Source organism: Halodesulfovibrio sp., from assembly GCF_025210605.1.
Lineage (GTDB): Bacteria > Desulfobacterota > Desulfovibrionia > Desulfovibrionales > Desulfovibrionaceae > Halodesulfovibrio.
Genome location: NZ_JAOARI010000017.1, coordinates 1 through 23,385, shown reverse-complemented (window position 1 = coordinate 23,385; position 23,385 = coordinate 1). Strand labels below are relative to the sequence as shown.

General features: G+C 44.9%; 19 protein-coding genes and 2 tRNA genes. 8 read left to right on the top strand and 13 right to left on the bottom strand.

Annotation, left to right across the window (positions count from 1 at the left end):
• Genes N4A56_RS05685 through modA form a run of 4 tightly spaced genes read right to left on the bottom strand, consistent with a single transcriptional unit; the run spans position 1 to position 2,861 of the window.
• A complete protein-coding gene (locus tag N4A56_RS05685; RefSeq protein ID WP_295545659.1) occupies positions 1–735 on the bottom strand; it encodes a DUF364 domain-containing protein in 735 nt (244 codons plus the stop codon).
• On the bottom strand, positions 707–1,468 hold the full coding sequence (locus N4A56_RS05680) for an ATP-binding cassette domain-containing protein (protein ID WP_295545656.1): 762 nt from the start codon (positions 1,466–1,468) through the stop codon (positions 707–709). The genes N4A56_RS05685 and N4A56_RS05680 overlap by 29 nt, the downstream gene beginning before the upstream one ends.
• The gene (modB, locus tag N4A56_RS05675) at positions 1,465–2,124 is read right to left on the bottom strand and encodes a molybdate ABC transporter permease subunit (protein ID WP_295545654.1); all 660 of its coding nucleotides are present in this window, start codon (positions 2,122–2,124) and stop codon (positions 1,465–1,467) included. Before modB ends, N4A56_RS05680 begins: the two co-directional genes overlap by 4 nt.
• 2 nt (positions 2,125–2,126) lie before the next feature.
• Positions 2,127–2,861 carry a molybdate ABC transporter substrate-binding protein gene (gene modA, locus N4A56_RS05670; RefSeq protein ID WP_295545652.1) on the bottom strand — a complete coding sequence of 245 codons (735 nt, stop codon included), beginning with the start codon at positions 2,859–2,861 and terminating at the stop codon, positions 2,127–2,129.
• Between the two features lie 295 nt (positions 2,862–3,156).
• Here modA and N4A56_RS05665 point away from each other — a divergent pair, with 295 nt between their 5' ends.
• The 5 genes from N4A56_RS05665 (at position 3,157) to N4A56_RS05645 (ending at position 11,274) form a co-directional block, all read left to right on the top strand.
• Complete coding sequence (locus N4A56_RS05665) at positions 3,157–4,206, top strand: TOBE domain-containing protein (RefSeq protein WP_295545650.1); 1,050 nt, start codon at positions 3,157–3,159, stop codon at positions 4,204–4,206.
• Positions 4,207–4,636: 430 nt separating this feature from the next.
• On the top strand, positions 4,637–8,836 hold the full coding sequence (locus N4A56_RS05660) for a response regulator (protein WP_295545648.1): 4,200 nt from the start codon (positions 4,637–4,639) through the stop codon (positions 8,834–8,836).
• A gap of 1 nt (position 8,837) precedes the next feature.
• On the top strand, positions 8,838–9,674 hold the full coding sequence (locus N4A56_RS05655) for a protein-glutamate O-methyltransferase CheR (RefSeq protein WP_295545646.1): 837 nt from the start codon (positions 8,838–8,840) through the stop codon (positions 9,672–9,674).
• A gap of 20 nt (positions 9,675–9,694) precedes the next feature.
• Positions 9,695–10,279, top strand: coding sequence for a chemotaxis protein CheB (locus N4A56_RS05650; RefSeq protein WP_295545645.1), 585 nt, complete (start codon positions 9,695–9,697; stop codon positions 10,277–10,279).
• A 2-nt stretch (positions 10,280–10,281) separates the two neighbouring features.
• Entirely contained in the window at positions 10,282–11,274 is a 993-nt protein-coding gene (locus N4A56_RS05645; protein ID WP_295545643.1) for a diguanylate cyclase, read from the top strand.
• Between the two features lie 142 nt (positions 11,275–11,416).
• Here the strand turns inward: N4A56_RS05645 and N4A56_RS05640 are convergent, their stop codons facing one another.
• The 9 genes from N4A56_RS05640 to N4A56_RS05600 all read right to left on the bottom strand — a co-directional run bounded on the left by N4A56_RS05640 (position 11,417) and on the right by N4A56_RS05600 (position 20,618).
• Positions 11,417–11,887, bottom strand: coding sequence for a hypothetical protein (locus tag N4A56_RS05640; protein WP_293669953.1), 471 nt, complete (start codon positions 11,885–11,887; stop codon positions 11,417–11,419).
• Positions 11,888–11,889: 2 nt separating this feature from the next.
• Positions 11,890–13,206: a VWA-like domain-containing protein gene (locus N4A56_RS05635; protein WP_295545641.1), complete on the bottom strand. Its 1,317-nt coding sequence runs from the start codon at positions 13,204–13,206 to the stop codon at positions 11,890–11,892.
• A 3-nt stretch (positions 13,207–13,209) separates the two neighbouring features.
• A complete protein-coding gene (locus tag N4A56_RS05630; RefSeq protein ID WP_295545639.1) occupies positions 13,210–14,193 on the bottom strand; it encodes a MoxR family ATPase in 984 nt (327 codons plus the stop codon).
• A gap of 256 nt (positions 14,194–14,449) precedes the next feature.
• Complete coding sequence (locus N4A56_RS05625) at positions 14,450–15,565, bottom strand: DUF6765 family protein (protein WP_295545638.1); 1,116 nt, start codon at positions 15,563–15,565, stop codon at positions 14,450–14,452.
• A 134-nt stretch (positions 15,566–15,699) separates the two neighbouring features.
• On the bottom strand, positions 15,700–16,404 hold the full coding sequence (locus tag N4A56_RS05620) for an ABC transporter ATP-binding protein (RefSeq protein WP_293669945.1): 705 nt from the start codon (positions 16,402–16,404) through the stop codon (positions 15,700–15,702).
• A complete protein-coding gene (locus N4A56_RS05615) occupies positions 16,397–17,185 on the bottom strand; it encodes an ABC transporter ATP-binding protein (protein ID WP_293669943.1) in 789 nt (262 codons plus the stop codon). The genes N4A56_RS05620 and N4A56_RS05615 overlap by 8 nt, the downstream gene beginning before the upstream one ends.
• The gene (locus tag N4A56_RS05610; protein ID WP_295545635.1) at positions 17,185–18,408 is read right to left on the bottom strand and encodes a branched-chain amino acid ABC transporter permease; all 1,224 of its coding nucleotides are present in this window, start codon (positions 18,406–18,408) and stop codon (positions 17,185–17,187) included. The genes N4A56_RS05615 and N4A56_RS05610 overlap by 1 nt, the downstream gene beginning before the upstream one ends.
• A gap of 60 nt (positions 18,409–18,468) precedes the next feature.
• Complete coding sequence (locus tag N4A56_RS05605; RefSeq protein ID WP_293669939.1) at positions 18,469–19,377, bottom strand: branched-chain amino acid ABC transporter permease LivH; 909 nt, start codon at positions 19,375–19,377, stop codon at positions 18,469–18,471.
• A gap of 119 nt (positions 19,378–19,496) precedes the next feature.
• Positions 19,497–20,618, bottom strand: a complete 1,122-nt coding sequence (locus N4A56_RS05600) for a branched-chain amino acid ABC transporter substrate-binding protein (protein ID WP_295545633.1) — start codon at positions 20,616–20,618, stop codon at positions 19,497–19,499.
• Between the two features lie 656 nt (positions 20,619–21,274).
• On the opposite strand from N4A56_RS05600, the gene N4A56_RS05595 reads away from it, so the two are divergent.
• The 3 genes from N4A56_RS05595 to N4A56_RS05585 all read left to right on the top strand — a co-directional run bounded on the left by N4A56_RS05595 (position 21,275) and on the right by N4A56_RS05585 (position 23,346).
• On the top strand, positions 21,275–22,984 hold the full coding sequence (locus N4A56_RS05595; RefSeq protein WP_295545631.1) for a glutamine--tRNA ligase/YqeY domain fusion protein: 1,710 nt from the start codon (positions 21,275–21,277) through the stop codon (positions 22,982–22,984).
• 158 nt (positions 22,985–23,142) lie between these two features.
• A tRNA-Gln gene (locus N4A56_RS05590) sits at positions 23,143–23,217 on the top strand.
• Between the two features lie 51 nt (positions 23,218–23,268).
• Positions 23,269–23,346, top strand: a tRNA-Glu gene (locus tag N4A56_RS05585).
• Positions 23,347–23,385 lie beyond the last annotated feature (39 nt).

The window sequence follows — 23,385 nt, the reverse complement described above, 5'->3', positions numbered from 1 at the left end:
CTAATCGCTCATAGGACAAAATCGTTCCCAGTTCATATAGGCTGCTGCACCTGCAATGGTGGTTCCGTAAAAGATGACCGGTTTGTCAGTGAGAAACAGATCAATCGAATTGTTGGCAAGGGTTGTGCCGGTTACAAGCAGTACGTCTGCCCATGCAATGGCATCGCCTGTTTTTTCTTGACCTTCAACAAGAACACCGCGTTTTACCAGCCCGATGTTTTGCGGGTCGAGATCGACAAGGCGTACTTGAAACACCGTGTGAAGTGCTTCTGCCATGGCTGGTTGAAAGCCGATGATAGTGATTTTGCATTCATCATATTTGTTTTTGATGTACTCGCTTAATTTTTGAGCACATTCTTTAGGTGCATTGTCTTTGCAATGAATTGTGTTTGTCGCAGTATGCTGCGCGCAGCTGACTGCATTGAGCGTTGCGACAAATACAGCGCGGTTAAAATCATCTGATAGCGGAAGTGCGGCAATCTCCTCCAACGTACCGGAGAATGTGCCGCGACTTGCAGTAAAGGCTTGTCCTTTATGCCCGTTGAATACTGCTTCTATGAGGTGTTCTTTACCTTGTTGGATGGGGTAGTCCATGTCATCCGGTTTGCCGATAGCTTCTTCAGCGGTGAGAGGCTTGGCGGAAACAACAATTTTTTCTTGTAGAAGATTGTCGGCTTTCCAGCAGGAAAGTGCTTTTGCGTGAACGCTATCTAATGCCTGCATTTTCTTTTCCATGTATGGTTGCTGGTTGTGATAAAGAGGTGTGTGGGACTTGAGTACATGTTTTTTGAAGAGTTGTTTCGGAAACTTTTTTAGCTGCCATAAGCTGATTTGTGAGCCAGTCCGGCGAAAGTTGCCCGTGTTCCATAGCAATAATCGTATCACCAAGCAGTGCAGCTTCTTCCAAATCATGTGTTACGTGAATGATAGGAATTTGAAGCTCTTTTTTTATGGCTAATAGCAATTCTTGCAGCTTACGTCTTGTCGTTACATCCAGAGCGGAAAAGGGTTCATCTAGTAACAGCGCAACGGGTTCCCGTGCTAATGCCTGACAAAATGCAGCGCGCTGCCGTTCTCCACCGGAAATACAGCACGGTTTTTTGTGCCGGATATGGTCAATGCCAAAATTGCGGAGCAGGTCGGGAACCTTGTCAGGATGTACTGCGGCAAACCGAATATTTTTTTCGACAGTAAGATGCGGAAACAGCGTATAATCCTGAAACACCATTCCAACGTGCCGATGCTGGGGGCGAACCGTAATGTTGTCTTTGGGGGAATACCAGACTGTATTGTCACATTGTATAGTTCCACTGTCTGGTGTCTCTAACCCTGCCAGCATGCGAATTAGTGTGGTTTTTCCCGAACCTGAAGGCCCTACGATGGCTGTAAGAGTTCCCGTATCACAGACTGCATCAACGTTGACAGTTAAATTTTCCAGTTGCTTTGAAATCGAAAATGAAAGCGTCATGATTGCTGTCTCCGGTTAACTGCATTGATAATTAAAAGAAATACAAAGCAGACGGGAATCAGCGTTGCAGACATGAAGAGAGCATCATCAAAGCGCATAGCTTCTACAGCTTCAAATATTGCAATTGAAGCGACTTGAGTACGCCCCGGAATGCTTCCTCCAACCATAAGAATGACACCAAATTCTCCGAGACTGTGTGCAAACACCAGAATGGAGCTTGCTACAATCCCGCCTATACAGTTTGGAATAATCACACGATAGAATGTTTGAAACGGGGATAGTCCCAATACAGCTGCGCTTTCTAATAATCGTTTATCCAGCTTTTCAAAAGACGCTCGTAATGGCTGGACAGCAAAAGGCAAATTAAAAACAAGGGAAGCAAATAGAATTCCTGCGAAGCTGAAGATAAGTCTGCTGCCAGTAATGGTATGCCATATTGACCCGACAGTACCTGAAGGTGACATTGCCACCAGCAGACCGAATCCAAGTACTGTTGGAGGAATAACCATTGGCAGTGTGACCAGTGCATCAAGCATGCTTTTTCCTCTGCATTTGCTGAAAGCTAAAAAATAAGCAGGGGGAAATGCTAAAAAGGGAATAAGCAGCATTGTGCAGAACGCCAGCTTTGCAGAAAGCAGGAGTGGAGTGAGCGTCATGCTTATTCGTACCCATATTTATGTTTGATGGCGGTGACTGTTGGTGAACTAAGATAGAGTACAAAAGTTTCGGCTGCTTCTAAGTGCTCGGTACCACTGATAATACATGCTTTTTGGATGACAGGGGCTGCTTCGTTTACAGGGACGTAGCAGCCTTCTTTTGCTTGTGGGGTAAACATGTATGAGTATGCACAGAATCCGACATCGGCTGCGCCTGTGGCTGCATATTGGAATACTTGCGAAATGGTTTGACCAATAGCAAGTTTTGGCTGCATTGCTGTCCACAGTTGTTCTTTTTTTAACATTTCTTTTGTTACTGTGCCGTATGATGCTGTCTCTGGATTGGCTAGCGCAACATGGGAGACAGTGTGGTTTGTCACAATTTCTTTCCATGGCTTTTTGCAGAAATGCTCATTGCGAGTCCAGAGGACAACTCGCCCTTTTGCATATACAAATGGTTTTTCAGCAATTTTTTCAGCGTATAGTCTTTCAGGGCGTAGCGTGTCGGCTGCTAGAAAAATATCGAATGGAGCGCCATTAATGATTTGTCCGTACAACTTTCCTGTTGAAGTGTAGGTTACTTGTACTTTCAGCCCAGAATCTTTTTCAAAAGCAGGAATAATCTCTTGCATGGCGGGCATAAAGTTAGCTGCCTGAGCGATCACGAGATCGGCATCCTGAGCCTGAGCAGGGACAAAGCTACAAAGAACAATGAGCAAAATGAGTAATCGTTTCATGTAAAGTCTCCAAATGTTGGGGCGATAACATACTAATTAAATTTACAGAAATTGATTGTTGATTAATGACAAACTGTGCGTAGTACGCGGATATTCGAAATACAGCGGGATTTCAGCTAAGCCTGACCTGCTTTTTTCGGAAATTTCCTTTGGCACTGCACAGAGCTACTTTTATTTGCCAGATCGACTCGGTAACTACAGCCTTCGTAAGTTCTCTACGCTTTTAAGAATATTGTTTTTTTAGAACAAGTTGGTCACGAAAATATATAAAATCGTGACTTGCTATGGAGTTTTCATGCCAAAACATGCTGGAAGTCTTTCGCCGCATTCTATTTTTACCGTAGCAGAATCATTGCGTTACCTTGAACCGCAGCAACTCAAAATGTTTTTGCATTCCTTCGATTCGTGGTGTGCTGCAACAGATAAGCAAAAAAATATTTTATCACGCCAGCGGATGCGGGCACTTTTTTTACTCTTGCGTTACAGCGGGGCGCGTCTTGGAGAAGTGTTGAATCTGGATGACCGCACGGCGTTCGACTTCACGCGAAAGATCGTCACGGTGGGTCATGATGAGACATTGCGCGATGTGCCTTTGGAAAAACATGTAAGTAATGCACTGCAAGAAATATTGGAAAGTTCAATGGGCTGCGGGCTTCGCGGGAACTTTTTCCACATCGACCCCGGATATGTTCGTAGAACATTTTATGCACGCGCGATGGACTGTGGATTACCTAAAGAATTGGCAACGCCGAGGGTTCTTCGCTACAGCCGTGCGTTAGAAATGATGCGCGGTGGCGTGCCGTTACTAGTGGTGAGCAATGTGCTTGGACATTTGTCACAGGATGTAATGACAGGGCTGAGAAAATATACCAATGATGATGTTACTTCCATTGTTCGCAAAGCGCATAAAGAAGTACAGCAGCGGACGAGTGCACGTAACTCTTTTGTTGGACATGTAGCGCATGTAATTGTGGATGGCGTAATGGCTGAGGTAGAGGTTGTGACTGAGTCCAATTTGTCTATCTTTTCAGTAATAACTGAAGAAAGTTTGCGTACTTTACGCCTGAGTATCGGAAAGCCTGTTGTTGCAACGGTGAAAGCTCCGTATATAACTCTGCATAATGTAAATAATCATAACAGTGCTCATAAAAGAAATAGTTTTACATGTAGTGTTGAACGTGTTGCATCAACGCAGGTGCTCGCAGAAGTTACCGGTCACTTAGAAGATGGTAGCGGTATTTGTGCACTTATTGCTAAAAATAATGTTGATTTAATGCAAATTACAACAGGTACGCTTGTTGAAGTGTCATTTAATGAGCTATCAGTAGTGCTTAATTCGATATAGCGAAGAATAACGAGTTTTTATTACAGAGAAAAAATATATTTATGTGTTTTTTTTGATCTTGAATATAACGTGAATAGTACAAAAAAATACAAAGTAAAATACAGCAGTGTATAAGTAAAAAATAAAAATACATTATGTAGTGCTATGTTGTATGAATATTTTTGTTCTTTACAAATATACAAAATGGCAGTGCGCCATAGTGAAATATTTCGATGTGGGAAATCTATTTTATAGTTGATAACATGTCGTTTTTTTTATGCAAAGATATGGTTTTTAACTAATAATATTGATTTTCGTGACAAGTTAGAACATAGTTAGCCTTGCGTTGTTACATTCTAAAATTATAGCATTTTTGCTGTTTCATAATAAAGGCACTTTCATTGAATTGTTACTTTCACGAAGTGCTTGAGTATTGCTTGAAGGGGGGATGATGATTCGCTTTTCTGATATCCGCATTCGATCCAAGCTGGTTTTTCTGCTTGTTTCTGTGGGGGCTATTCCATTGCTTATTGCCAGTATTGTGGGGAGCAAGCTGGCAACTGATGCGTTAATGGAAAAGTCTTATAACCAGTTAATTACAGTACAATCACTTCGCAAAGGTGAAATCGAAGACTTTTTTGTTGCGACGTTTTCGAAGATACGCATTTTGGCGGATTCTGAGCGTATTCAGAAAATGATGCGCATGCTCAATAGACACAAGAACGCTACAACCAAAAAGCAGACGTTTTTCTTTGATGCCCAGTCATTGCAATATCAGGAAACGATAAATGAATTTCTTCCGCATTTAAAAAAATATATTGGCTCGGCAGGGTTTCATGACTTGTTCCTTATTGATGTTGCGGAGGGGAATGTCCTGTTCTCTCTGGCACAAGAAGATGATTTGGGAACAAGCTTAAAGTTCGGACAATATCGGGATAGCGGGTTAGGTCTTGCATGGAGCCGTGCTGTTTCTACCGGTAAAACTTCGCTCGTAGATTTTAGTTCGTATGCCCCATCTGGAGGGGAAGAAGCTGCATTTATTGCGGAACCTATTCGCGATGATTACGGCAGAATCACCGGTATTCTAGCGTTTCAGTTGAGTCCGCAGCTTATCACTCGCGTTGTTGACTCTCGTGAAGGCATGGGACGGACAGGTGAGTCGTATTTGATGAATACCAATGAAGATCTCAGCAGGTACGAGTTCCGTAGTAATATGCGAACGATCGGGAATGGTGAGTTTGTTGTTGGGTATTCATTGCAAACGCCGCTTGAATACTGGCAGCACGCAGTAAATGCGAGCTTTGCTGGTGGGCACAGCCTTTATGTAGATAGCGCAGGGGAAGAAGTGCTTGTTGCCTACAATGAGCTTAAAATTCCCGGGTTGCGTTGGTTTCTGATTTCAAAAATCAACAAGCAAGAAGTTACTGAACCAATCAGGAGCACCTATAAGATATTTGCGTCTGTTGCCGGATTGTTGTTGCTGATGATTGCGGTTCTTGCTGCAATTTTTTCCCGTACTATTACGCGTCCTGTCATTGCAGATATGCAGTTTGCTCAAGGTATTGCAGAAGGTAATTTTGATTCGACAATTAATACTGACCGCGGAGATGAACTAGGCGACCTCGCACGTGCTTTAAATAGTATGGCACTTAACCTTCAGGATCTGGACTGGCTGAAATCCGGAAGGGAAGAGTTGGACAATGCCATGCGTGGTGAACATTCTCCACTGGATCTTGCCCGTATTGCTATCTCATTTTTGTGTAATCACATGGGAGCACAGCTTGGCGCTGTATACATGCTCGATGGTGATGTTCTCGAACTGAAGGCGAGTTATGCCTTTAGCAATCGAGAAGGGAATTACAACCGGTTGGCTGTCGGCGAAGGCATGGTCGGACAGGCTGTTCTGGAAAATGAAATCCTCACGTTTACAAAGATTAGGGAAACGGCTCCGGTCATAAACTATGGTGCGGGAACAGTTCTTCCTAACGTATATATGGCTGTCCCTGTGGCGTTTGAAGGGGTTGTGAGCGGGGCTGTATTATTAGGTACAGTCGATGAATTTACGCCACTGCATATGCGATTTATTGAGCAAAATATCAAAAGTATCGCTGTGCTGATTAATGCCGCGCAGTCTCGCCAGCTTGTGCATGACTTGCTAGAAAAAGCTCATGAACAGCAAGAAGAACTACGTGTTGCAAATGAAGAGCTTGAAGCACAAACAAACGCGTTACTGGAATCTGAAGCAAAACTTCAAGCACAGCAAGAAGAGTTACGCGTAACAAATGAAGAGCTTGAAGAGCAGGCAAAAGTTTTAAAAGATTCTGAATCTGAGCTTCAATCACAGCAAGAAGAATTGCGTGTAACGAATGAAGAGCTTGAAGAGCGAACTCGAGCTTTAGAAGAGCAAAAAGCTGCTATTGCAGTGAAAAATGCTGATTTGGTTAAAGCACAAAAAGCAGTAAAGCAAAAAGCTAGCGATTTGGAAGTGGCAAGTAAGTACAAATCTGAATTCTTAGCTAACATGTCGCATGAATTGCGTACGCCGCTGAACTCAATTTTGATTTTGTCGCAATTATTCGGTCAAAATAAAGACGGTAACTTGAGTGAAAAACAACTTGAGTCTGCCAAAGCCATTCACTCCTCAGGTTCAGATTTATTGACGCTCATTAATGAGATTCTGGACTTATCAAAAATTGAAGCCGGTAAGATTGATCTGCTGATTGAAAAGGTAGGAATGCCGAAGTTAATCGAGGATCTTACCCGCCTTTACAAAGACCTTGCTGCTGAAAAAGGAATTGGATTTTCAATTGACCTTGATGAATCCATTCCAGATGTCATGGAGACAGATTACCAGAGATTACAGCAAGTGTTACGCAATCTACTGACAAATGCCTTGAAATTTACCCATCAGGGTGGCGTATCATTACACATTTCCAGACCGACGCAGGAAATGACCGATGATTTGGGCATTGATGCCAGCAACGCAATTGCGTTTGCGGTATCTGATGACGGTATTGGTATCCCTAAAGATAAGCAGGCTGCTATTTTCCAAGCTTTCCAGCAGGCAGATGGTAGTACCAGTCGTAATTATGGTGGTACTGGACTCGGGCTTTCCATTTCGCGTGAACTTGTTCGCCTGTTGCAGGGAGCAATTTACTTGGAAAGTGAGGAAGGAAAAGGCAGCACGTTCACAGTTGTTTTACCGGAATTTTATCAGTGTATAGATTGCTCTTCTGAACTGATTGAAGAGCCAAAGGTTATGCCGCAAGCTGTAGGTAGTGAGACATTTGCCGTAGAGGCTGCACCTTCTCTACCTTCAGTACAAGTAGAAGCAGTACTAGCAGACGTAGTGCAAGAAGATACAAAAGAAGAGCCTGTTGTCGATACAAGCAAGCCGGAAGGTGAAGAGCTTTCTACTCCAATTATTCCGCAGCCGGAGAGTGGGTATGTAGAAGATGACCGGCTTTCTGTGACGCCTGAATCACGTAGCTTGCTGATTATTGAAGATGATCGGAATTGTGCGAAAATAATGCGTGATTTTGGACGGGAAAGAGATTTCCTCTGCCTTGTTGCAGAGGACGGTGAAACCGGGTTGCACTTTGCTGATTACTATAAGCCGAGTGCAATCATTCTGGACATAGGACTTCCCGGTATTGATGGCTGGACAGTAATGCAGCGGCTCAAAGATAACCCTGCACTGCGACACATTCCTGTTCACTTTATGTCCGCGAACGATAATTCCTTAGATGCACTTCGTATGGGTGCTATTGGCTATCTGGCGAAGCCTGTAACAATGGAACATATTGATGATGCGTTTAGCGCGCTTGAAGATGTTATATCCAAGCCTGTGCGGAACCTGCTTGTAGTGGAAGACGATTCCATCCAATGCCAGAGTATTAAAGAATTGATCGGTAACGGTGACGTAAGCATTACTGATGTTGCTACTGGAAAAGAAGCATATGCCGAGCTTACAAAAGGCAATTATGACTGCATGATTCTCGATTTAGGGCTTGCAGATATGTCCGGCTTTGAATTGCTAGAAAAAATTCGTCAGAGTGAAACCGCAATGCGTGTTCCTGTAATTATTTATACCGGACGCGACTTAACGCACAAAGAGGAAAAAGAACTTGGTAAGTATGCAGAAAGCATAATTATCAAGGGCGTAAAGTCACCGGAGCGCTTGCTGGATGAATCTGCATTGTTCCTGCATCGTGTGGAATCCAATTTGCCGCATGAAAAACAGCAGATGTTGAAAATGGTGCACGATAAAGAGTCTGTGCTGAAAGGTAAAAAAGTGCTGCTCGTTGATGATGACATGCGCAATGTTTTTGCTCTTTCCAGTGTATTGGAAGATATAGACATGGATGTGATAGTTGCTAGAAACGGCATTGAGTGTCTCGAAAAACTGGAAGAAAATGAAACAGTTGATTGCGTGTTGATGGATATAATGATGCCGAAAATGGATGGATATGAAGCTATGACGGAAATTCGTAAGAATCCTGATTATGCGAAGTTGCCGATCATTGCTCTTACAGCAAAAGCAATGAAGGGTGATAAGGCTAAGTGTATTGAATCTGGCGCAAACGATTATCTTTCAAAGCCGGTGAACACCGATAAGTTACTTTCCATGATGCGGGTGTGGTTGTATTAAGATGGGTGATATTGAACAAGTTGAGAATGAACGTTTAGAGGTAGAGCTGCTCTTAGAGGCTATCTATCGAAGATATGGATATGATTTTAGAAAGTACGCCAGTGCTCATACAAAACGCAGGCTCGAGCACAGGCGGCAGGCTGAAGGGTTGCCTAATCTGTCGGCTGTTCAGCATCATTTGATCCACGATGAAGCTTTTTTTAATCGACTACTGTTGGATTTGTCGATCAACGTTACTGAAATGTTTAGAGATCCTTGGTTTTACAAGGCGGTTCGAGAACTGGTTGTACCGTATCTTCAAACATATCCATTTGTTAAAGTTTGGCATGCTGGATGTTCTGCGGGGCAGGAAGTGTATTCCATGGGCATTGTTATGCACGAAGAAGGAATGATGGATCGCGTGCAGACGTATGCTACAGACTTTAACGAGTTGATTTTGGCAAAGGCAAAAGACGGTATTTATCCTGTGAATCTGGTTCGAGAATATACTGCTAATTACCAACAGGCAGGCGGAACATGTTCGTTTTCCGATTACTACACGGCAGACTATGAAAGTGTAGTTATGAAGAGATTTTTGAAAGAACCAGTGCTGTTTTCCTCTCATAATCTTGTCACAGATGGTGTGTTCGGGGAAATGAATGCAATTTTTTGCCGTAACGTGCTCATTTATTTCAACAGAGAATTACAGAACAGGGTGCTGAATCTTTTTTATGAAAGTCTTTGTCCGGGGGGCTTTTTGTGCCTTGGGTCGAAGGAAAATATTAAATTTTCAGATGTTGCCCATAAGTTTGAGGTCGTTGCAGAGCGCGAAAAGATATATCGGAAAAAGCGCATGTAATGAGCCATTGGACATGTTGAATGAAGAAAGAATCAAATGCATATCAAGCTATTGTAATAGGCGTTTCAGCGGGGGGGCTTGCTGCGCTGCAACGTATTCTCTCGCAGCTCAATGCCAATTTTTCTTTACCGATTCTTGTGGTTCAGCATATCAGTTCTCAATATGAAAGTCGGTTACCTGCAATACTGAGCAAAAGCTATTCGGGCATAGTTAAGGAAGCAGAAGACAAGGAGTTACTTGTCGCAGGGACTATTTACACTTCGCCGCCCAACTATCACATGTTGGTAGAAGCGGAGAAAAGCATAGCGTTATCTACGGAAGATAAGGTTAATTTTTCGCGCCCGTCGATTGATATTTTGTTTGAGACTGCATCAGAAGCATTCGGTGATAGTCTTGTAGGAATTGTACTGACAGGGGCAAATGCAGATGGCTCGAAAGGGCTGCATAGAATAAAACAGCTTGGTGGTTTGACTGTAGTGCAGGCTCCGTCAACCGCAGAGCATGATGCAATGCCGAAAGCTGCTATTGAAGTGGCATCACCGGATGTTATTCTGCCTTTGGATGAAATAGGGATATTTATGAACTCACTTTGTAATAGAGGATAACCATGGGAATCGCCAAGGTACTCATAGTCGATGACAGGCCGGAAAATTTATTAACGTTGGAAAGCCTGTTGGAACAACCCGAAATTCAGATTGTGCGCGCTAACTCTGGAGAAGAGGCATTAGCGCATATGCTCGATCATGACTTTGCGCTGGTTCTGCTGGATGTTCAGATGCCGGGAATGGACGGATATGAAGTTGCAGAACTTATGCGCGGTAACAAAAAGACCAAGCATCTCCCTATTATTTTTGTCACGGCAGAAGTTAAAGGCAAAGCACATGTATTCAAGGGCTATGAATCCGGTGCTGTTGATTATCTGTTTAAGCCGCTGGATATCCATATTTTTAAGAGTAAGGTGGGGGTATTTATCGAATTATACCACCATAAGCTTGCTCTGGAACAGAAAAGTCAGGAATTGGATCAAAAACTTGCTGAGCTGGAAGAGTTGCAACAGCAGCTTGAGCAGACAAATGAACAATTATTGCAGCTTTCTATAACCGATGGTCTTACAGGTCTAATGAACAGGCGTGAGTTTGATACAAACTTTACCTATGAGTGGAACAGGGCTTACCGGTCACAATCTCCTCTTTCCTTGCTTCTTATCGATATAGATCATTTCAAAGATTTTAACGACACGTACGGGCACACCATGGGGGACGAATGTCTGGTGAGTGTAGCGCATTCATTGTCAAATGCAGTAAAGCGTGATGTTGACAGGGCTGCCCGCGTAGGTGGTGAAGAATTTGCTATAATTTTGCCTGACACTGAACTGGAAGGAGCTTTGGTTGTTGCAGAACGTGTACGCAAGGAGATTGAATCTCTTGCTATTCCGCACAGTGCCTCGTCAACTTCATCATTCATCACTGTGAGTGTTGGGGTAGCGTCAATTATCCCGACACATAAAGCTGGCACGCTTACTCTTTTCCAAGCTGCCGATGCTGCGTTGTACAAAGCAAAGGATGATGGGCGCAATGCTTGCTGCATTAAAGATTTCTAACGTGTAGCCCAGCACTGTTTGCAACTTTTTTGTGTGGAATTTCTACGCGTAGCCGTCGTGTTTCCCCCTCCTTTTTTATTAATCGGTAGTTATGATAACGCTTAGGTGATGGAATCATACTGTTTGGTGCTCGCTAAAATTGTTATGCGGTTTTGCGAGCGACAGACTGAAGTATACGCTCAGCAGCAAAAGTAGGAGCGATAACCCCTTTTGCAGAAGCAGAAGTCGTTAAGTTGCCCTTCATGGTAACAGCGGTGCTGTTCATTGAATCGATGAGCACTTTTTCAAATGCGTCACGAAGAGCAGCCAGCGACTCTTCTACTTCAGGATAAGCATTAGACTCTCGCCAAGGGAGTTTGAGAGTTACAAGGGTATCTTTTGCTTTATGTGAAGGAGACATAAGCTGGTAGTATTCTGAAGGTGTCCAGTCTGTCCGCTCGTGCTGGTCTGGCCAACAGTGCGTCCAGCCGGATTCAGGCGGTACTGGTATGGTGCTGGTAATGCGGACAGAGGGCATAGCAAGGCTCTTTTCGAACTCTGTAAGGGTGATAGTGTATGTGAGAACAGGGCGATAGTTGCCACGTTTTTTGCTGATGCTCCAATCAATATTCATGATTACTCCATAACAAGCACTTCGCCGAAAGGCGGAGAGTTGTATTGCCGTGTTGTGCTAACCCAAAGTACTGGATACCCCGGGTCTTCAGGGAAAAGATTACACTGCATGTCTGTCAGGTAGATAAGGCATGCAGGTGTGATATCCTCTTCGTCTAATTTTTTGAAAGGCGGTCGGAAATCCGTTCCACCGCCACCTGATGCCGTAAGCTCAAGCGGCAAGTCCCATTTGGAAAGCTTTTTTTCTTCCGTAATCTGTGTGTCACACGCAAAAGCTGTGATAGTTGGGTCAAATTCTTCCAAAATATCAGAAAGTTCAGCAGCGAACATGTCCAACTCATTTTGGGTAATACTACCCGAAACATCGACTGCTACTGCGACGTCTGCTAACTCTTCGCTGTGCATTCCCGGAAGGTATAACCCTGCATGCAGATAACGCCTGTTCGGGCGAACCCATGAAAAATCATTTTTAGCGGCATCTTCCATAAACTGCCGTAACAACTCCTGCCAGTTAAGCGTTGGTGACATGATGTTGTTAAACAATCTTTCCAAATTTCCGGGCAGATCACCAAATTCAAGTGATTTGTGGATAGCCTGTGTCAGGGCAGATTTCCATGCATCTTCTTGTTGCTGCATAGACTCGCTGTCTGTACCGCCATTGCTGGAAGGGGCGTCGCGTACTTCTCCGGTCATGCCGGGGTCGTTGCTGTCATCAGATGTCTTCTGATTATCCTCGCCGTCATCACCGCTTCCGGCACCGTCTCCTGTTTCCTCTGGAGCTTCACCATCTGTTCCTTGTGCTGATTTCTCTTCTTCGCTCTCAGAACTAGCGGAGCCGTCGCCACCTCCCTCGATATCTTCACCCGCAATAGCACCTTGCTCAGCGCCACCATCTGCGCCGCCTTTTAGCTCTTCATTATGGTTTTTCAGTGCCGAATAAATAGCTTCAGCACTTTTGCCATGATGTTTCGGGTCATCAAGGTATCCGGTAGGTAACTCAATACCTGCATCAAGAAGAACCGGATTGATTGCGTAGTCGCATGCCGTGTTCCAGAGTTTTATATCCCGCAGTCCTCGGCGTGTATGGTGGCAGCATGCTAAATGCAGCACTTCATGGCATTGTAATCCTTTTACTTTCTCTAATGGCAGAGCGCTAATGTAGTTAGGATTATACCCAAGCGTTTGCCCGTCTGCCCATGCCGTGCGGCAAGATGTATCTTCACGCAGCTCCAGTCGGAGCGCGAGATTGGCAAAAAACGGGTGGTCGAGCACCAGCTCCATGCGAGCTTTGAGCATTTTTGTATGTGCAGCTTGATTCATTGCCTAGACCAGAATGTCACTGTTTGCGCATGCCCAGTTAGCAAAGGAAGGAGTCTCCACAATGGATGGCGATGTGGCTGCGGAATCGCGCATAAGCAGCACACTGAATTCTACAGGAAGTCGTGCTGCAAGGAGCGCAATCTGGGGAATTACATCATCCGAGGCTTTACGGGCTACTGATTCACAAAGGGCATAGACAACAGCAGGATCATCGGGAAGCTCAATGGCTTCCGGTGCAGCCAGCACTTGTTCAACACTTGGCAGCTGGTCGCATGCTGTAAGAAATGCAAGATACTCCGCAGCAGCACCTTCGCCGACTGCCCCTGCGATGAGTGCTTTTCGTGTAGCGGCTACTGGGTTGGCGGCAAGAATTGTGGAAACGAATTCCCATGAGCGAGGAGAAGGAAATGCCTTGTCATTTTTTTTAGGATCAAATGAGTGTAGCAGCTTAGGGCGAAAACGGAGAAAAGCTTTGAGCGAAGGGACAATTTCATTGTTGTCTGCCCATGACAGCCAGTCATCAAGGTCTGCATCAAAGTGTAAATGCACCATGCGGTTTGCAAGGGCGGAAGGCATTCTGTGCGTGACAGCTTTATCGGATTCACGGTTACCCGCTGCAACTATGCTCCAGCCTTCCGGCATTTCATATTCGCCGAGTTTTCTATCGAGAATAAGTTGATAACATGCTGCCTGAACTAGCGGTGGGGCAGTATTAAGTTCATCAAGAAAGAGAATGCCTTTACCTGTTGTCGGCAGGAAAGACGGGGCACACCACGTTGTTTTGCCATGGTCATCAATGCGTGGAATGCCTCGAAGATCAACTGGGTCAAGAAGGACTGCCCGAACGTCGATAAGGTCGAGTTCATGCCGTGCAGCGAGTTGGGATACTATCTGGCTTTTGCCGACTCCCGGCGCTCCCCAAATGAAAACAGGCTGTTTTACGGTAATAAGTGTTTCTAATGCAGAGGTTATCTCGGATGGTCTCATTCATTTCTCCGTTACGTTTTGTTGGAGAATATTGAAGTTGATAATCAAAGTCAATTACAAGCAGTGTTCATTTTGCAAAAAAGTACCCGCCACACAAGCTGTGCAGCGGGTAGGAGTGTTATATCCTAACGTAATGTATGGATTGTCTTAGTAGTAGCCTACGTGATTATTGGCTTGATCGTGTTTCCATCAGGTGCGGTGAACAAAAAACTGCGCTTTTGCAGATAGACTTCGCAGTGAACACCAGCCTTGCAGGCTAGTAGGCGGCAAGGCCGTGTGCAGGCAGCAGGTCTTTCAGTACATAGTATCTATGGTAAGCCGCCGCTTGATGGAATCGATAGACGTTACTGGAAATATTATGTTTTGATTCTTCAGAATCATCAAAGTCAAATTTCTGATTCTCCCAGTCGCTTTTATTATACCGGATTTTTTGGCTAATTACCGGCGTATTTTTCCACGAAAGGGCACGCCATTTATCAATTCTTCCGTGGCAATCATCTTCTGTTGCGATGATTTCTTTGATGTCATCGGCAATGTCTTCAAATGGAATGACATCCGGCTCTGGGTATCGTGCTCCGGCAAAGCCTCTAAAGTAATGGTACAAGAGTTCGCATCCTTCAAAGAAATGAACTTTGTTGTCGCGCACTTCTATTTGTTCTGCCTCAATCGGAAGAGAGGAAGTTGTGCTTTCGTGCGGGTATTCATATTCAAAACACCATTTCAAATATGGGCGGTCAGGGAATGTGGCTACTGCGCCATGCCCGAGGCTGCCTGTGCTTTCTTCTGCAAAAAAGCTGATAACACTGCCCAGTTTGTAACGCTTGATGAAGCGCCCTAGTTTGGAAAGAACATAGTCTGCCATTTTAGGGTCTTTTAATTCAAGCGGCTTAATACTGCCGTCGATAATTTTATTTAACGAAGAACTGACGCCGGAAAAACCAAAGTGGGAAAAGGTGTCCATATAGACGTGGGCTGCAATTCCAAGCAGTTCAAGCCCATATGGTTTCTCTGCGGCTAGGCGAAGATGGTTTTGCATCATTTCCTGCGCAGGCTTGCTGTTCTTTTTGCAAAGAAGTTGTTCTTCGAAATCTTTTCCTTCTGCGCCGGGGAGAAAGTGGAAAGGAACCCATACACGGCGTTGCTCTTCGCGGGAGCCATGTACGTCTTTATGATAATTCAGGACGCACTGCCCACCGTCATGCGAGGTAGCAATGCCGTAGAGCAAACCGCCATCTTCGTGTTGCTTGCTATCCTGTTTTGTTGAGTCATCTACATATTGTGCAGCGTATGCGATTGTGTATGCATCCTCTTGCGGGATGCCAGCAGCACGGGCAAGAGCATATGTGCCGTAAAAATGCATGTCTAATTGCATAATATCCTTCCTGTATCGTGTTTACCTTTCGATACCATAGATGATGCAGGAGTGATATGGCTAATCAAAATTTAGGTGTTAGAAACCGAAAAAGGGCGCAGCAACAGCTGACGCCCTCTCTCGAATGGGTTTGGCTATAAGCCAAGGTATGCTTTTTTTACGTCCTCGTTGGCGAGCAGCGTTGCTGCGTCATCTTCCATGGTAATGTGTCCTGTTTCCATCACGTATCCGCGGTGCGCTATCTTGAGCGCCTGATTCGCATTCTGTTCTACAAGAAATACGGTAGTACCAGTTGCGTTTACTTTTTGGATGATCTCGAAGATCTGCTGGATAATGATTGGTGCAAGTCCGAGGGAAGGCTCATCAAGGAGCAATAATCGCGGTCTTGCCATCAGGGCACGGGAGATAGCGAGCATTTGTTGTTCACCACCGGAGAGTGTGCCGCCTGTCTGCTTCTGGCGTTCTTCCAGAATAGGGAACAGGCTGAAGGCGTATTCCATGTCACGCTTAATGGCTTCTTTGTCATTACGCAGAAAGGCACCAAGCTCTAAATTTTCCATAACAGTCAAGTCAGGGAAAATGAGGCGACCTTCCGGTACTTGAGATATGCCGAGGCGGACAATTTGATCCATTTTAGTTTTATGGATCGGTTTGCCTTCGAATGTTATTTCACCAGAGCGGGGCGGAGTGCCACCGCAAATGGACATAAGCGTTGTGGACTTACCAGCGCCGTTAGCACCGATAAGCGTTACAATTTCGCCTTCATCAATATGCAGGCTCACATCATGCAAGGCATGGATGTTTCCATAGAATGTGTTGATTCCGTTTAATTTAAGCATGGCTTTCCTCCCCGAGGTACGCTTTGATAACCTGCGGATCTTTGCTGATCTCTTCAGGAGTACCCTGAGAAATGAGACATCCGTACTCCATAACGTAGATGCGTTCGGACAGACTCATAACCATGCTCATGTCATGTTCAATAAGCAGAATGGCAAGATTGAACTTGTCGCGGATATCAAGCACCAGTTGCTTGAGTGATGCTGTCTCTTGCGGGTTCATGCCCGCTGCAGGTTCATCAAGCAACAGCAGAGAAGGTTCTGTTGCCATAGCACGGGCAATTTCCAACCTGCGTTGATCGCCGTACGGCAAGTTGCAGGCAAGATCGTTGTAGTGCTGATGAAGACCTATGTATTTGAGCAGCTCGTAACTTTTCTCAATATTTTCTTTTTCTTCACGTTTTACATGCGGCGGGCGCAGCAACGCATCAAGAATTCCGGCTTTGGTTCGGCAGTGGCGGGCAACCATAACGTTTTCCAGAACAGTCATATTTTTGAAAAGGCGAATATTCTGGAAGGTTCGTGCCATACCAAGTTCAGTAACTTTGTTGGGCTTAATGCCGTTGACGCGGCGTTCAGTATCTCCAAGAGGTGTAAAGAACACATCGCCGTCAGTCGGTTCATAAATGCCTGTAATGCAGTTAAAGAATGTTGTTTTACCGGCTCCGTTTGGACCAATAAGTGCTACGATTTCCCCGCTGTCCACCGTAAGGTCAACATCGTTAAGGGCGCGCAGACCACCAAAACTTTTGGAGAGCGAACTTACGTTGAGTACTGTAGACATTACGCTCCTCCTTCTTTTGCAAGATCGGGGTCATCTACATGGTATTTACGTCCCTTTGGAGCAATAAGTCCTTGTGGACGGAATACCATCATGAGCACCATAGCAGCCGCAAACAGAATCATGCGGTATTCGGAGAATGCACGCAGATATTCCGGCATAAGTACGAGGAAAGCAGAGCCGAGGATTACACCAAGGTTTGATCCCATGCCACCAAGTACTACGATGGATAAGATGATTGCCGATTCCATAAAGGTGAAGCTGGCAGGGTTGATAAAGGTTGTTTTTGCAGCAAAAATTACACCTGCAAAACCAGCCCATGCCGTACCCAGCCCGAATGCCATAAGTTTTACGTTTACTCGATCAATGCCCATTGCCTGACAGGCGATTTCATCTTCACGTAGTGCCTGTAATGCACGACCGATACGTGAGTTTTTCAGTCGCTGCACTGCAATCATCGTAATGATGGCGAGAGCAAGAACGATGTAGTAAATGTAGATATTAGCGTCCGCTACGGAAAGCTCCATGCCGAACAGACCCGGTCTGTCGATATTGGAAATACCGGAAGGGCCGCCTGTTAAGTCACTCCAGTTTTCCAGAACAAGCCGGATGATCTCGCCGAAACCGAGTGTAACAATTGCAAGGTAGTCACCACGCAAACGAAGCACAGGGAAGGCGAGCATAATGCCGCCAAGACAGGCGAATAAGCCGCCGAGAGGCAGGGCTATCCAGAAGCCAATTCCGAAATAATGGTTGAGCAGGGCGTAACTGTACGCTCCGATTGCATAGAACGCTGCGTGTCCCAAGAAAAGAAGACCCGCTACGCCTACGATAATATTCAAGCCGAGACCGAGAATAACATACAACAAAAATGAAATGAAAATGTTCGTCTGGTAGGTGCTTACGAGTAACGGCATAGCGATGCTTAATGCAAACACCGCTGCAAGAGCAGGGCGTGCAACTGCCGGTTCTTCAAGAGCACGGGATATCCAAAGTTGTTTTTTCGGTTTTGTTGCAGGTTCAGTTTCAAATTGTTTTGCTTCCTTACGAGCCAAAGCCCAGCGCCATACGTATGACAATACGAATATAGCAACGCCGACGTAGGCAAGGTTCATCCATCTCCATTCAACGGTGTTCTCAATGGTATTTACTCGAACAACCATGATAGGAAATGTAAGGAACATGAACCACAAACTGGTAATTATGGATTGTTTCAGTCCTTGCATTGTATCTCTTCGCAGAAAACTATGTTCTGCAACTCCTTCTTTCGTTACGAGTGAATACGGTTATACCTTTTCCACAGGGGCTTTACCCAGAATACCGGATGGACGGAAAATGAGGAAGATAACCAGCAAGGAGAAGGCGAACACGTCTTCGTAGTCACTGGAAATGTATCCTGCTGCATAGCTTTCTGTCAGTCCGAGGAAGAGTCCGCCGAGCATGGCGCCGGGAATGGAGCCGATGCCGCCGAGAACCGCAGCCGTAAATGCTTTTACACCGGCAATAAAACCGATCATAAAGTTGAGCTGACCTGAGTGCGTTGAAATAAGCACACCACCGAGAGCAGCCAGTGAAGAGCCAATGATGAAGGTTGTAGAAATAATCCTGTCGGCGTTAATGCCGAGGAGCATTGCCATTTTACGGTTCTGGGCGGTAGCACGCATGGCTTTGCCCATTTTGGTAAATTTAATGAACACGGTAAGTGCAGCCATGGAAATTGCACTGGCTACAACAATGACTAAATCTGTAGAGCCGAAAATGTGTGCAATCGGCTCCATAAATTCAAAGTCTGGAATCAGCGTTGGAAACGGTAAAAAGTCGGACGTTTGCGCCAGAATAATGTAGTTCTGGAGAAAGAGTGACATACCGATAGCAGAAATAAGTGGAGAGAGGCGAGCAGCGCCTCTAAGCGGCTTGTATGCCACTTTTTCCATAGTGTACCCGTAGGCAGCACAGTACAGTACGGCAATAACTATTGCCATAAGCAGGATTGCAACAGCAGGAAATCCGTACACACCCATAACTCCGGCAACGATAAGACCGGTAAATGCACCGAGCATATAAATTTCGCCATGTGCGAAGTTAATAAGCTCAATAATACCGTATACCATCGTATAGCCGATAGCGATGAGAGCGTAGATACTCCCGCGCGTTAATCCGCCAAGACCCAATTCGATGAAAAATTCCCAATCCATGTGTATGTCCCTGTCAGAGATGCCTGTCTGCAAAATATTTGCAGGTACAAAGGCTATTATCTGAGTAAAACGGGGAGCAATACGAGACTGCTCCCCGTAGTAGTTGCGGTCAATGCGGTTTATTTGAGTTCTACGTATTTACCGTTCTGAACTTGATACATGGAGAAACCAACGCCTTCTGCATCGCCTTTTTCGTTGAACTTGATTTTACCTACAGGAGTATCAACAAATTCGCTGCGAAGCTTAGCTGTAACTGCATCGTAGTCAGTGGAATCTGCACGTTCAATTGCTGTGAGCATTGCTACTGTTGCTGCGTATGCTGCCGGGTAGAATGCGCCCGGCTCGGTTCCGAACATTTTTACGTGTGCCGCGATGGCTTCTTTGTACATTGGCAGATTAGATACATCGATAGGGCCGGAAGCGTATACGCCTTCTGCATTTTTGCCAGCCACTTTGATAAATGTATCGTCTTTTACGCCGTCATCAGAAACGAAGTTTGCTTTAATACGTTTTTTGCGCATCTGTGTGACGAGCTTGGAAGCTTCCGGATGGTAGCCGCCGTAAATAACGGTATCTGCTTTGTTGCGACGGATTTTTTGTACTACTGCTGAGTAGTCAGGAGCACCAGGTGTTACGCCTTCAAACATAACAACTTCGGCTTTGCCGCCTTCTTCAATAAATTTGCGTGCAAATTCTGCATAGCCTTTGCCGTAGTCACCCTTATCGTGAAGTACGGCAATTTTTTTCGCACCAAGCTTTTCGATGGCAAAATCAACACCGAGACGAGCCTGCATATCGTCAGATGCGATGGTGCGGAAGAATGTAGGGTAGTCACCGGACTGGGTAAGCATAGGGTTGGTAGCACTTGGTGACATGGCGATAAGTTTGCCTTCTGTGTAGATAGGCAATGCTGCTTTCGTGGCACCTGAGCAGATATGACCGAGAACAATGTCTGCGCCGTCAGAAACAAGTTTGGTTGCTACGTTTGTAGCTTGTTCAGGTTTGCACTGGTCATCCTGAATGAGCAGTTCAACTTGTTTACCATTTACGCCACCGGCGGCATTGATTTTTTCAACAACAACTTTTGCTGCATTAACAGTAGGCAAACCATAGGAAGCAAGGTCGCCACTGTGGGCACCAGCTACGCCGAGTTTGATTGTGTCTGCGGCAAATGCAGGGACACACAATGCTGTAACGGCGAGACCGGTTATGATGGACTTAACCAGACCAGAAAATTTCATATGTTCCTCCAGCGTTAAAAAAACGTATTGCCTTTTATTTTAGCAATATGGTTGTTCAATTGAGCGTCGTCTAGCGCAATCGAGAATAAATAACGTCCCGTTCATATTCTTTGTTCACGAAAATACTAAAATTGTCAAAACGAAAACTGCTCTTTTTATCAAAAAAGTAAAAAATATATTCCATAAACTTAATATATCAAATTTAGTTTATGTAAGTGTTCAATTATCTCCTGATATAAAAGAAGAAGTTTCGTACTGATAAAAAGTGAAGTTGTGCTCAGTAATTTTAAAAAAGTTGATAATATAAAATAAAAATTACATTTCAGTTGCAAAATATGGCAAGGTTCTTTCGTGCAATGGTATGGATTAAGCAGACGGTGCCGGAGAAGCTCTAGGCAGAAAGAAAAAACAGATGCTGGGTCTGCGGAATAAATTTCATGTGCCAAGCCTTGTTCTTTGAGATACGATTTGATTTGTACTTGGAGCATTTGCCATGCTTCTATATAATGTTACACGGTTATGAGGCGAAAATGATTTTAAAAATATATACGGTGAAGCATGTTAATTGACCGTCGCGATTGTTTCCCGTATGTCATCCGCTTATAAATTGTTCATAATCGCACCAATGCGAAGAAATAGATTTAGAGGACGTATTCATGAGTAAGGCTCCTGTAGCGACTGAAGAGAACAACGAAGGAACCAGTCTGGATTTTATCCGCACTATTATTGCTGAAGATTGCGAAAGCGGTAAGTACGATGGACGTGTACATACCCGTTTTCCACCGGAGCCGAACGGCTATCTGCATCTTGGGCATGCAAAATCCATTTGCTTGAACTTTGGCATTGCGCAAGAGCACGAAGGCGGCATTTGCAACCTTCGTTTTGACGACACAAACCCGTTGAAAGAGGAAGACGAATACGTTCGTTCCATTCAGGAAGATGTTACATGGCTCGGTTTTGATTGGGGCGAAAAGCCATTTTATACTTCTGACTATTTTGAAGTGCTCTTTGGTCACGCTGTAAAGCTGATCGAAATGGGCAAAGCGTATGTGGATCATTCCACACCGGAAGCTATCCGTGAAATGCGTGGAACCCTTACTGAGCCAGGTACAGAAAGCCCTTACCGCACCCGTAGCGTTGAAGAAAACCTTGATTTGTTCAATCGGATGCGTAACGGCGAATTTGCAGACGGTGAATGCGTACTGCGTGCCAAAATTGACATGGCATCACCGAACATGATTATGCGCGACCCTGCATTGTACCGTATCCGCAGAGCAACGCACCATCGAACAGGTGATGCGTGGTGCATTTACCCGATGTACGACTTTGCACATTGCCTTTCTGATTCTCAGGAACATATTACGCATTCAATTTGTACTCTTGAGTTTGAAAACAACCGTGAGCTGTATGACTGGTTGCTTGAGACTCTTGGTGTGTACCGCCCGCAGCAGATTGAGTTCGCACGCCTTAATCTTACGCACACTGTTCTTTCCAAGCGCAAGCTTATCCAGCTTGTAGAAGAAGGACATGTGCGTGGTTGGGATGATCCTCGCATGCCGACCATTTCCGGTCTGCGTCGTCGTGGTTGTCCACCGGAAGCTATTCGCGAATTTTGTTCCCGTATCGGCGTAGCAAAAGCAGATTCTATGGTTGATGCTGCGATGCTCGAATTCTGCATGCGTGAAAAACTTAATGCTGTAGCACCACGCTTGATGGGTGTTGTTGATCCGGTAAAAGTGGTTATCACAAACTACCCGGAAGATCAGGTTGATGAGTTTGAAATGCCGCTGCATCCAGAGCTTGAAGAGTACGGCAAGCGTACCGTTCCTTTCTCTCGTGAGTTATATATCGAACGTGCAGATTTCCGAGAAGAAGCACCTCGAAAATTCTTCCGCCTTACTGTAGGTAAAGAAGTTCGTCTGCGCTACGCATACTACATTACGTGTACTGATGTTGTGAAAGATGAGAACGGTGAAATTACTGAAATCCATTGTACCTACGATCCTGAAACAAAGGGTGGCTGGTCTGAAGACGGACGTAAAGTAAAAGGCACCTTGCACTGGGTTTCTGTAAAGCATGCAGTTCCTGCCGAAGTGCGTTTGTACGAACCGCTTTTTGAGAAAGAGAATCCAAATAAGGTCGAGGAAGGAAAGACTTTTATCGACTACATTAATCCTGATTCTGAAAAAATTATCACCGCATACCTTGAGCCGCGTTTGGCTGAATGCAAAGCTGGTGAGCGCGTACAGTTTGAACGTCTTGGCTACTATTGTGCAGATCTTGATACGACTACTGAAAAGCCTGTGTTTAACCGTACAGCAACATTGCGTGACAGCTGGAAGCGTGTAGAGCGCAACCAGAAATAAATAAAGTTTGACTATTAGTGATCCCCTGCTTTGCAAAGCAGGGGATTTTTTTGTCGATAATAATGCTGTTTCAAGCAATAAGCTTTACTTTTTGTCTTTTTTTTGAAAATTTCCGTTGACAGAGGGCTGTGTTTTCCATAGATACACATCTCACTTGCTGGGCTATCGTTCAATTGGCAGGACGACGGGTTCTGGCTCCGTTAATCAAGGTTCGAGTCCTTGTAGCCCAGCCAAATTTTTTCTAAGAATATATCTAGTTTTTTTAGAAATACATATTTCGACGCGTCCCCATCGTCTAGCCTGGCCCAGGACACCTGCCTTTCACGCAGGCGACAGGGGTTCAAATCCCCTTGGGGACGCCAAAGCAAGTTAAGCTCTTACACGAAAGTGTAAGAGCTTTT

Bases quoted from the DNA above. Each gene is read 5' to 3' on its own strand.
- N4A56_RS05605 (WP_293669939.1), bottom strand. From the start codon at position 19,377: ATGGATTGGGAATTTTTCATCGAATTGGGTCTTGGCGGATTAACGCGC.
- N4A56_RS05625 (WP_295545638.1), bottom strand. From the start codon at position 15,565: ATGCAATTAGACATGCATTTTTACGGCACATATGCTCTTGCCCGTGCT.
- N4A56_RS05615 (WP_293669943.1), bottom strand. From the start codon at position 17,185: ATGTCTACAGTACTCAACGTAAGTTCGCTCTCCAAAAGTTTTGGTGGT.
- N4A56_RS05630 (WP_295545639.1), bottom strand. From the start codon at position 14,193: ATGAGACCATCCGAGATAACCTCTGCATTAGAAACACTTATTACCGTA.
- N4A56_RS05600 (WP_295545633.1), bottom strand. From the start codon at position 20,618: ATGAAATTTTCTGGTCTGGTTAAGTCCATCATAACCGGTCTCGCCGTT.
- modA (WP_295545652.1), bottom strand. From the start codon at position 2,861: ATGAAACGATTACTCATTTTGCTCATTGTTCTTTGTAGCTTTGTCCCT.
- N4A56_RS05635 (WP_295545641.1), bottom strand. From the start codon at position 13,206: ATGAATCAAGCTGCACATACAAAAATGCTCAAAGCTCGCATGGAGCTG.
- N4A56_RS05685 (WP_295545659.1), bottom strand. From the start codon at position 735: ATGGAAAAGAAAATGCAGGCATTAGATAGCGTTCACGCAAAAGCACTT.
- N4A56_RS05645 (WP_295545643.1), top strand. From the start codon at position 10,282: ATGGGAATCGCCAAGGTACTCATAGTCGATGACAGGCCGGAAAATTTA.
- N4A56_RS05620 (WP_293669945.1), bottom strand. From the start codon at position 16,404: ATGCTTAAATTAAACGGAATCAACACATTCTATGGAAACATCCATGCC.
- N4A56_RS05655 (WP_295545646.1), top strand. From the start codon at position 8,838: ATGGGTGATATTGAACAAGTTGAGAATGAACGTTTAGAGGTAGAGCTG.
- N4A56_RS05640 (WP_293669953.1), bottom strand. From the start codon at position 11,887: ATGAATATTGATTGGAGCATCAGCAAAAAACGTGGCAACTATCGCCCT.
- N4A56_RS05665 (WP_295545650.1), top strand. From the start codon at position 3,157: ATGCCAAAACATGCTGGAAGTCTTTCGCCGCATTCTATTTTTACCGTA.
- N4A56_RS05660 (WP_295545648.1), top strand. From the start codon at position 4,637: ATGATTCGCTTTTCTGATATCCGCATTCGATCCAAGCTGGTTTTTCTG.
- N4A56_RS05680 (WP_295545656.1), bottom strand. From the start codon at position 1,468: ATGACGCTTTCATTTTCGATTTCAAAGCAACTGGAAAATTTAACTGTC.
- N4A56_RS05610 (WP_295545635.1), bottom strand. From the start codon at position 18,408: ATGCAAGGACTGAAACAATCCATAATTACCAGTTTGTGGTTCATGTTC.
- N4A56_RS05650 (WP_295545645.1), top strand. From the start codon at position 9,695: ATGAAGAAAGAATCAAATGCATATCAAGCTATTGTAATAGGCGTTTCA.
- N4A56_RS05595 (WP_295545631.1), top strand. From the start codon at position 21,275: ATGAGTAAGGCTCCTGTAGCGACTGAAGAGAACAACGAAGGAACCAGT.
- modB (WP_295545654.1), bottom strand. From the start codon at position 2,124: ATGACGCTCACTCCACTCCTGCTTTCTGCAAAGCTGGCGTTCTGCACA.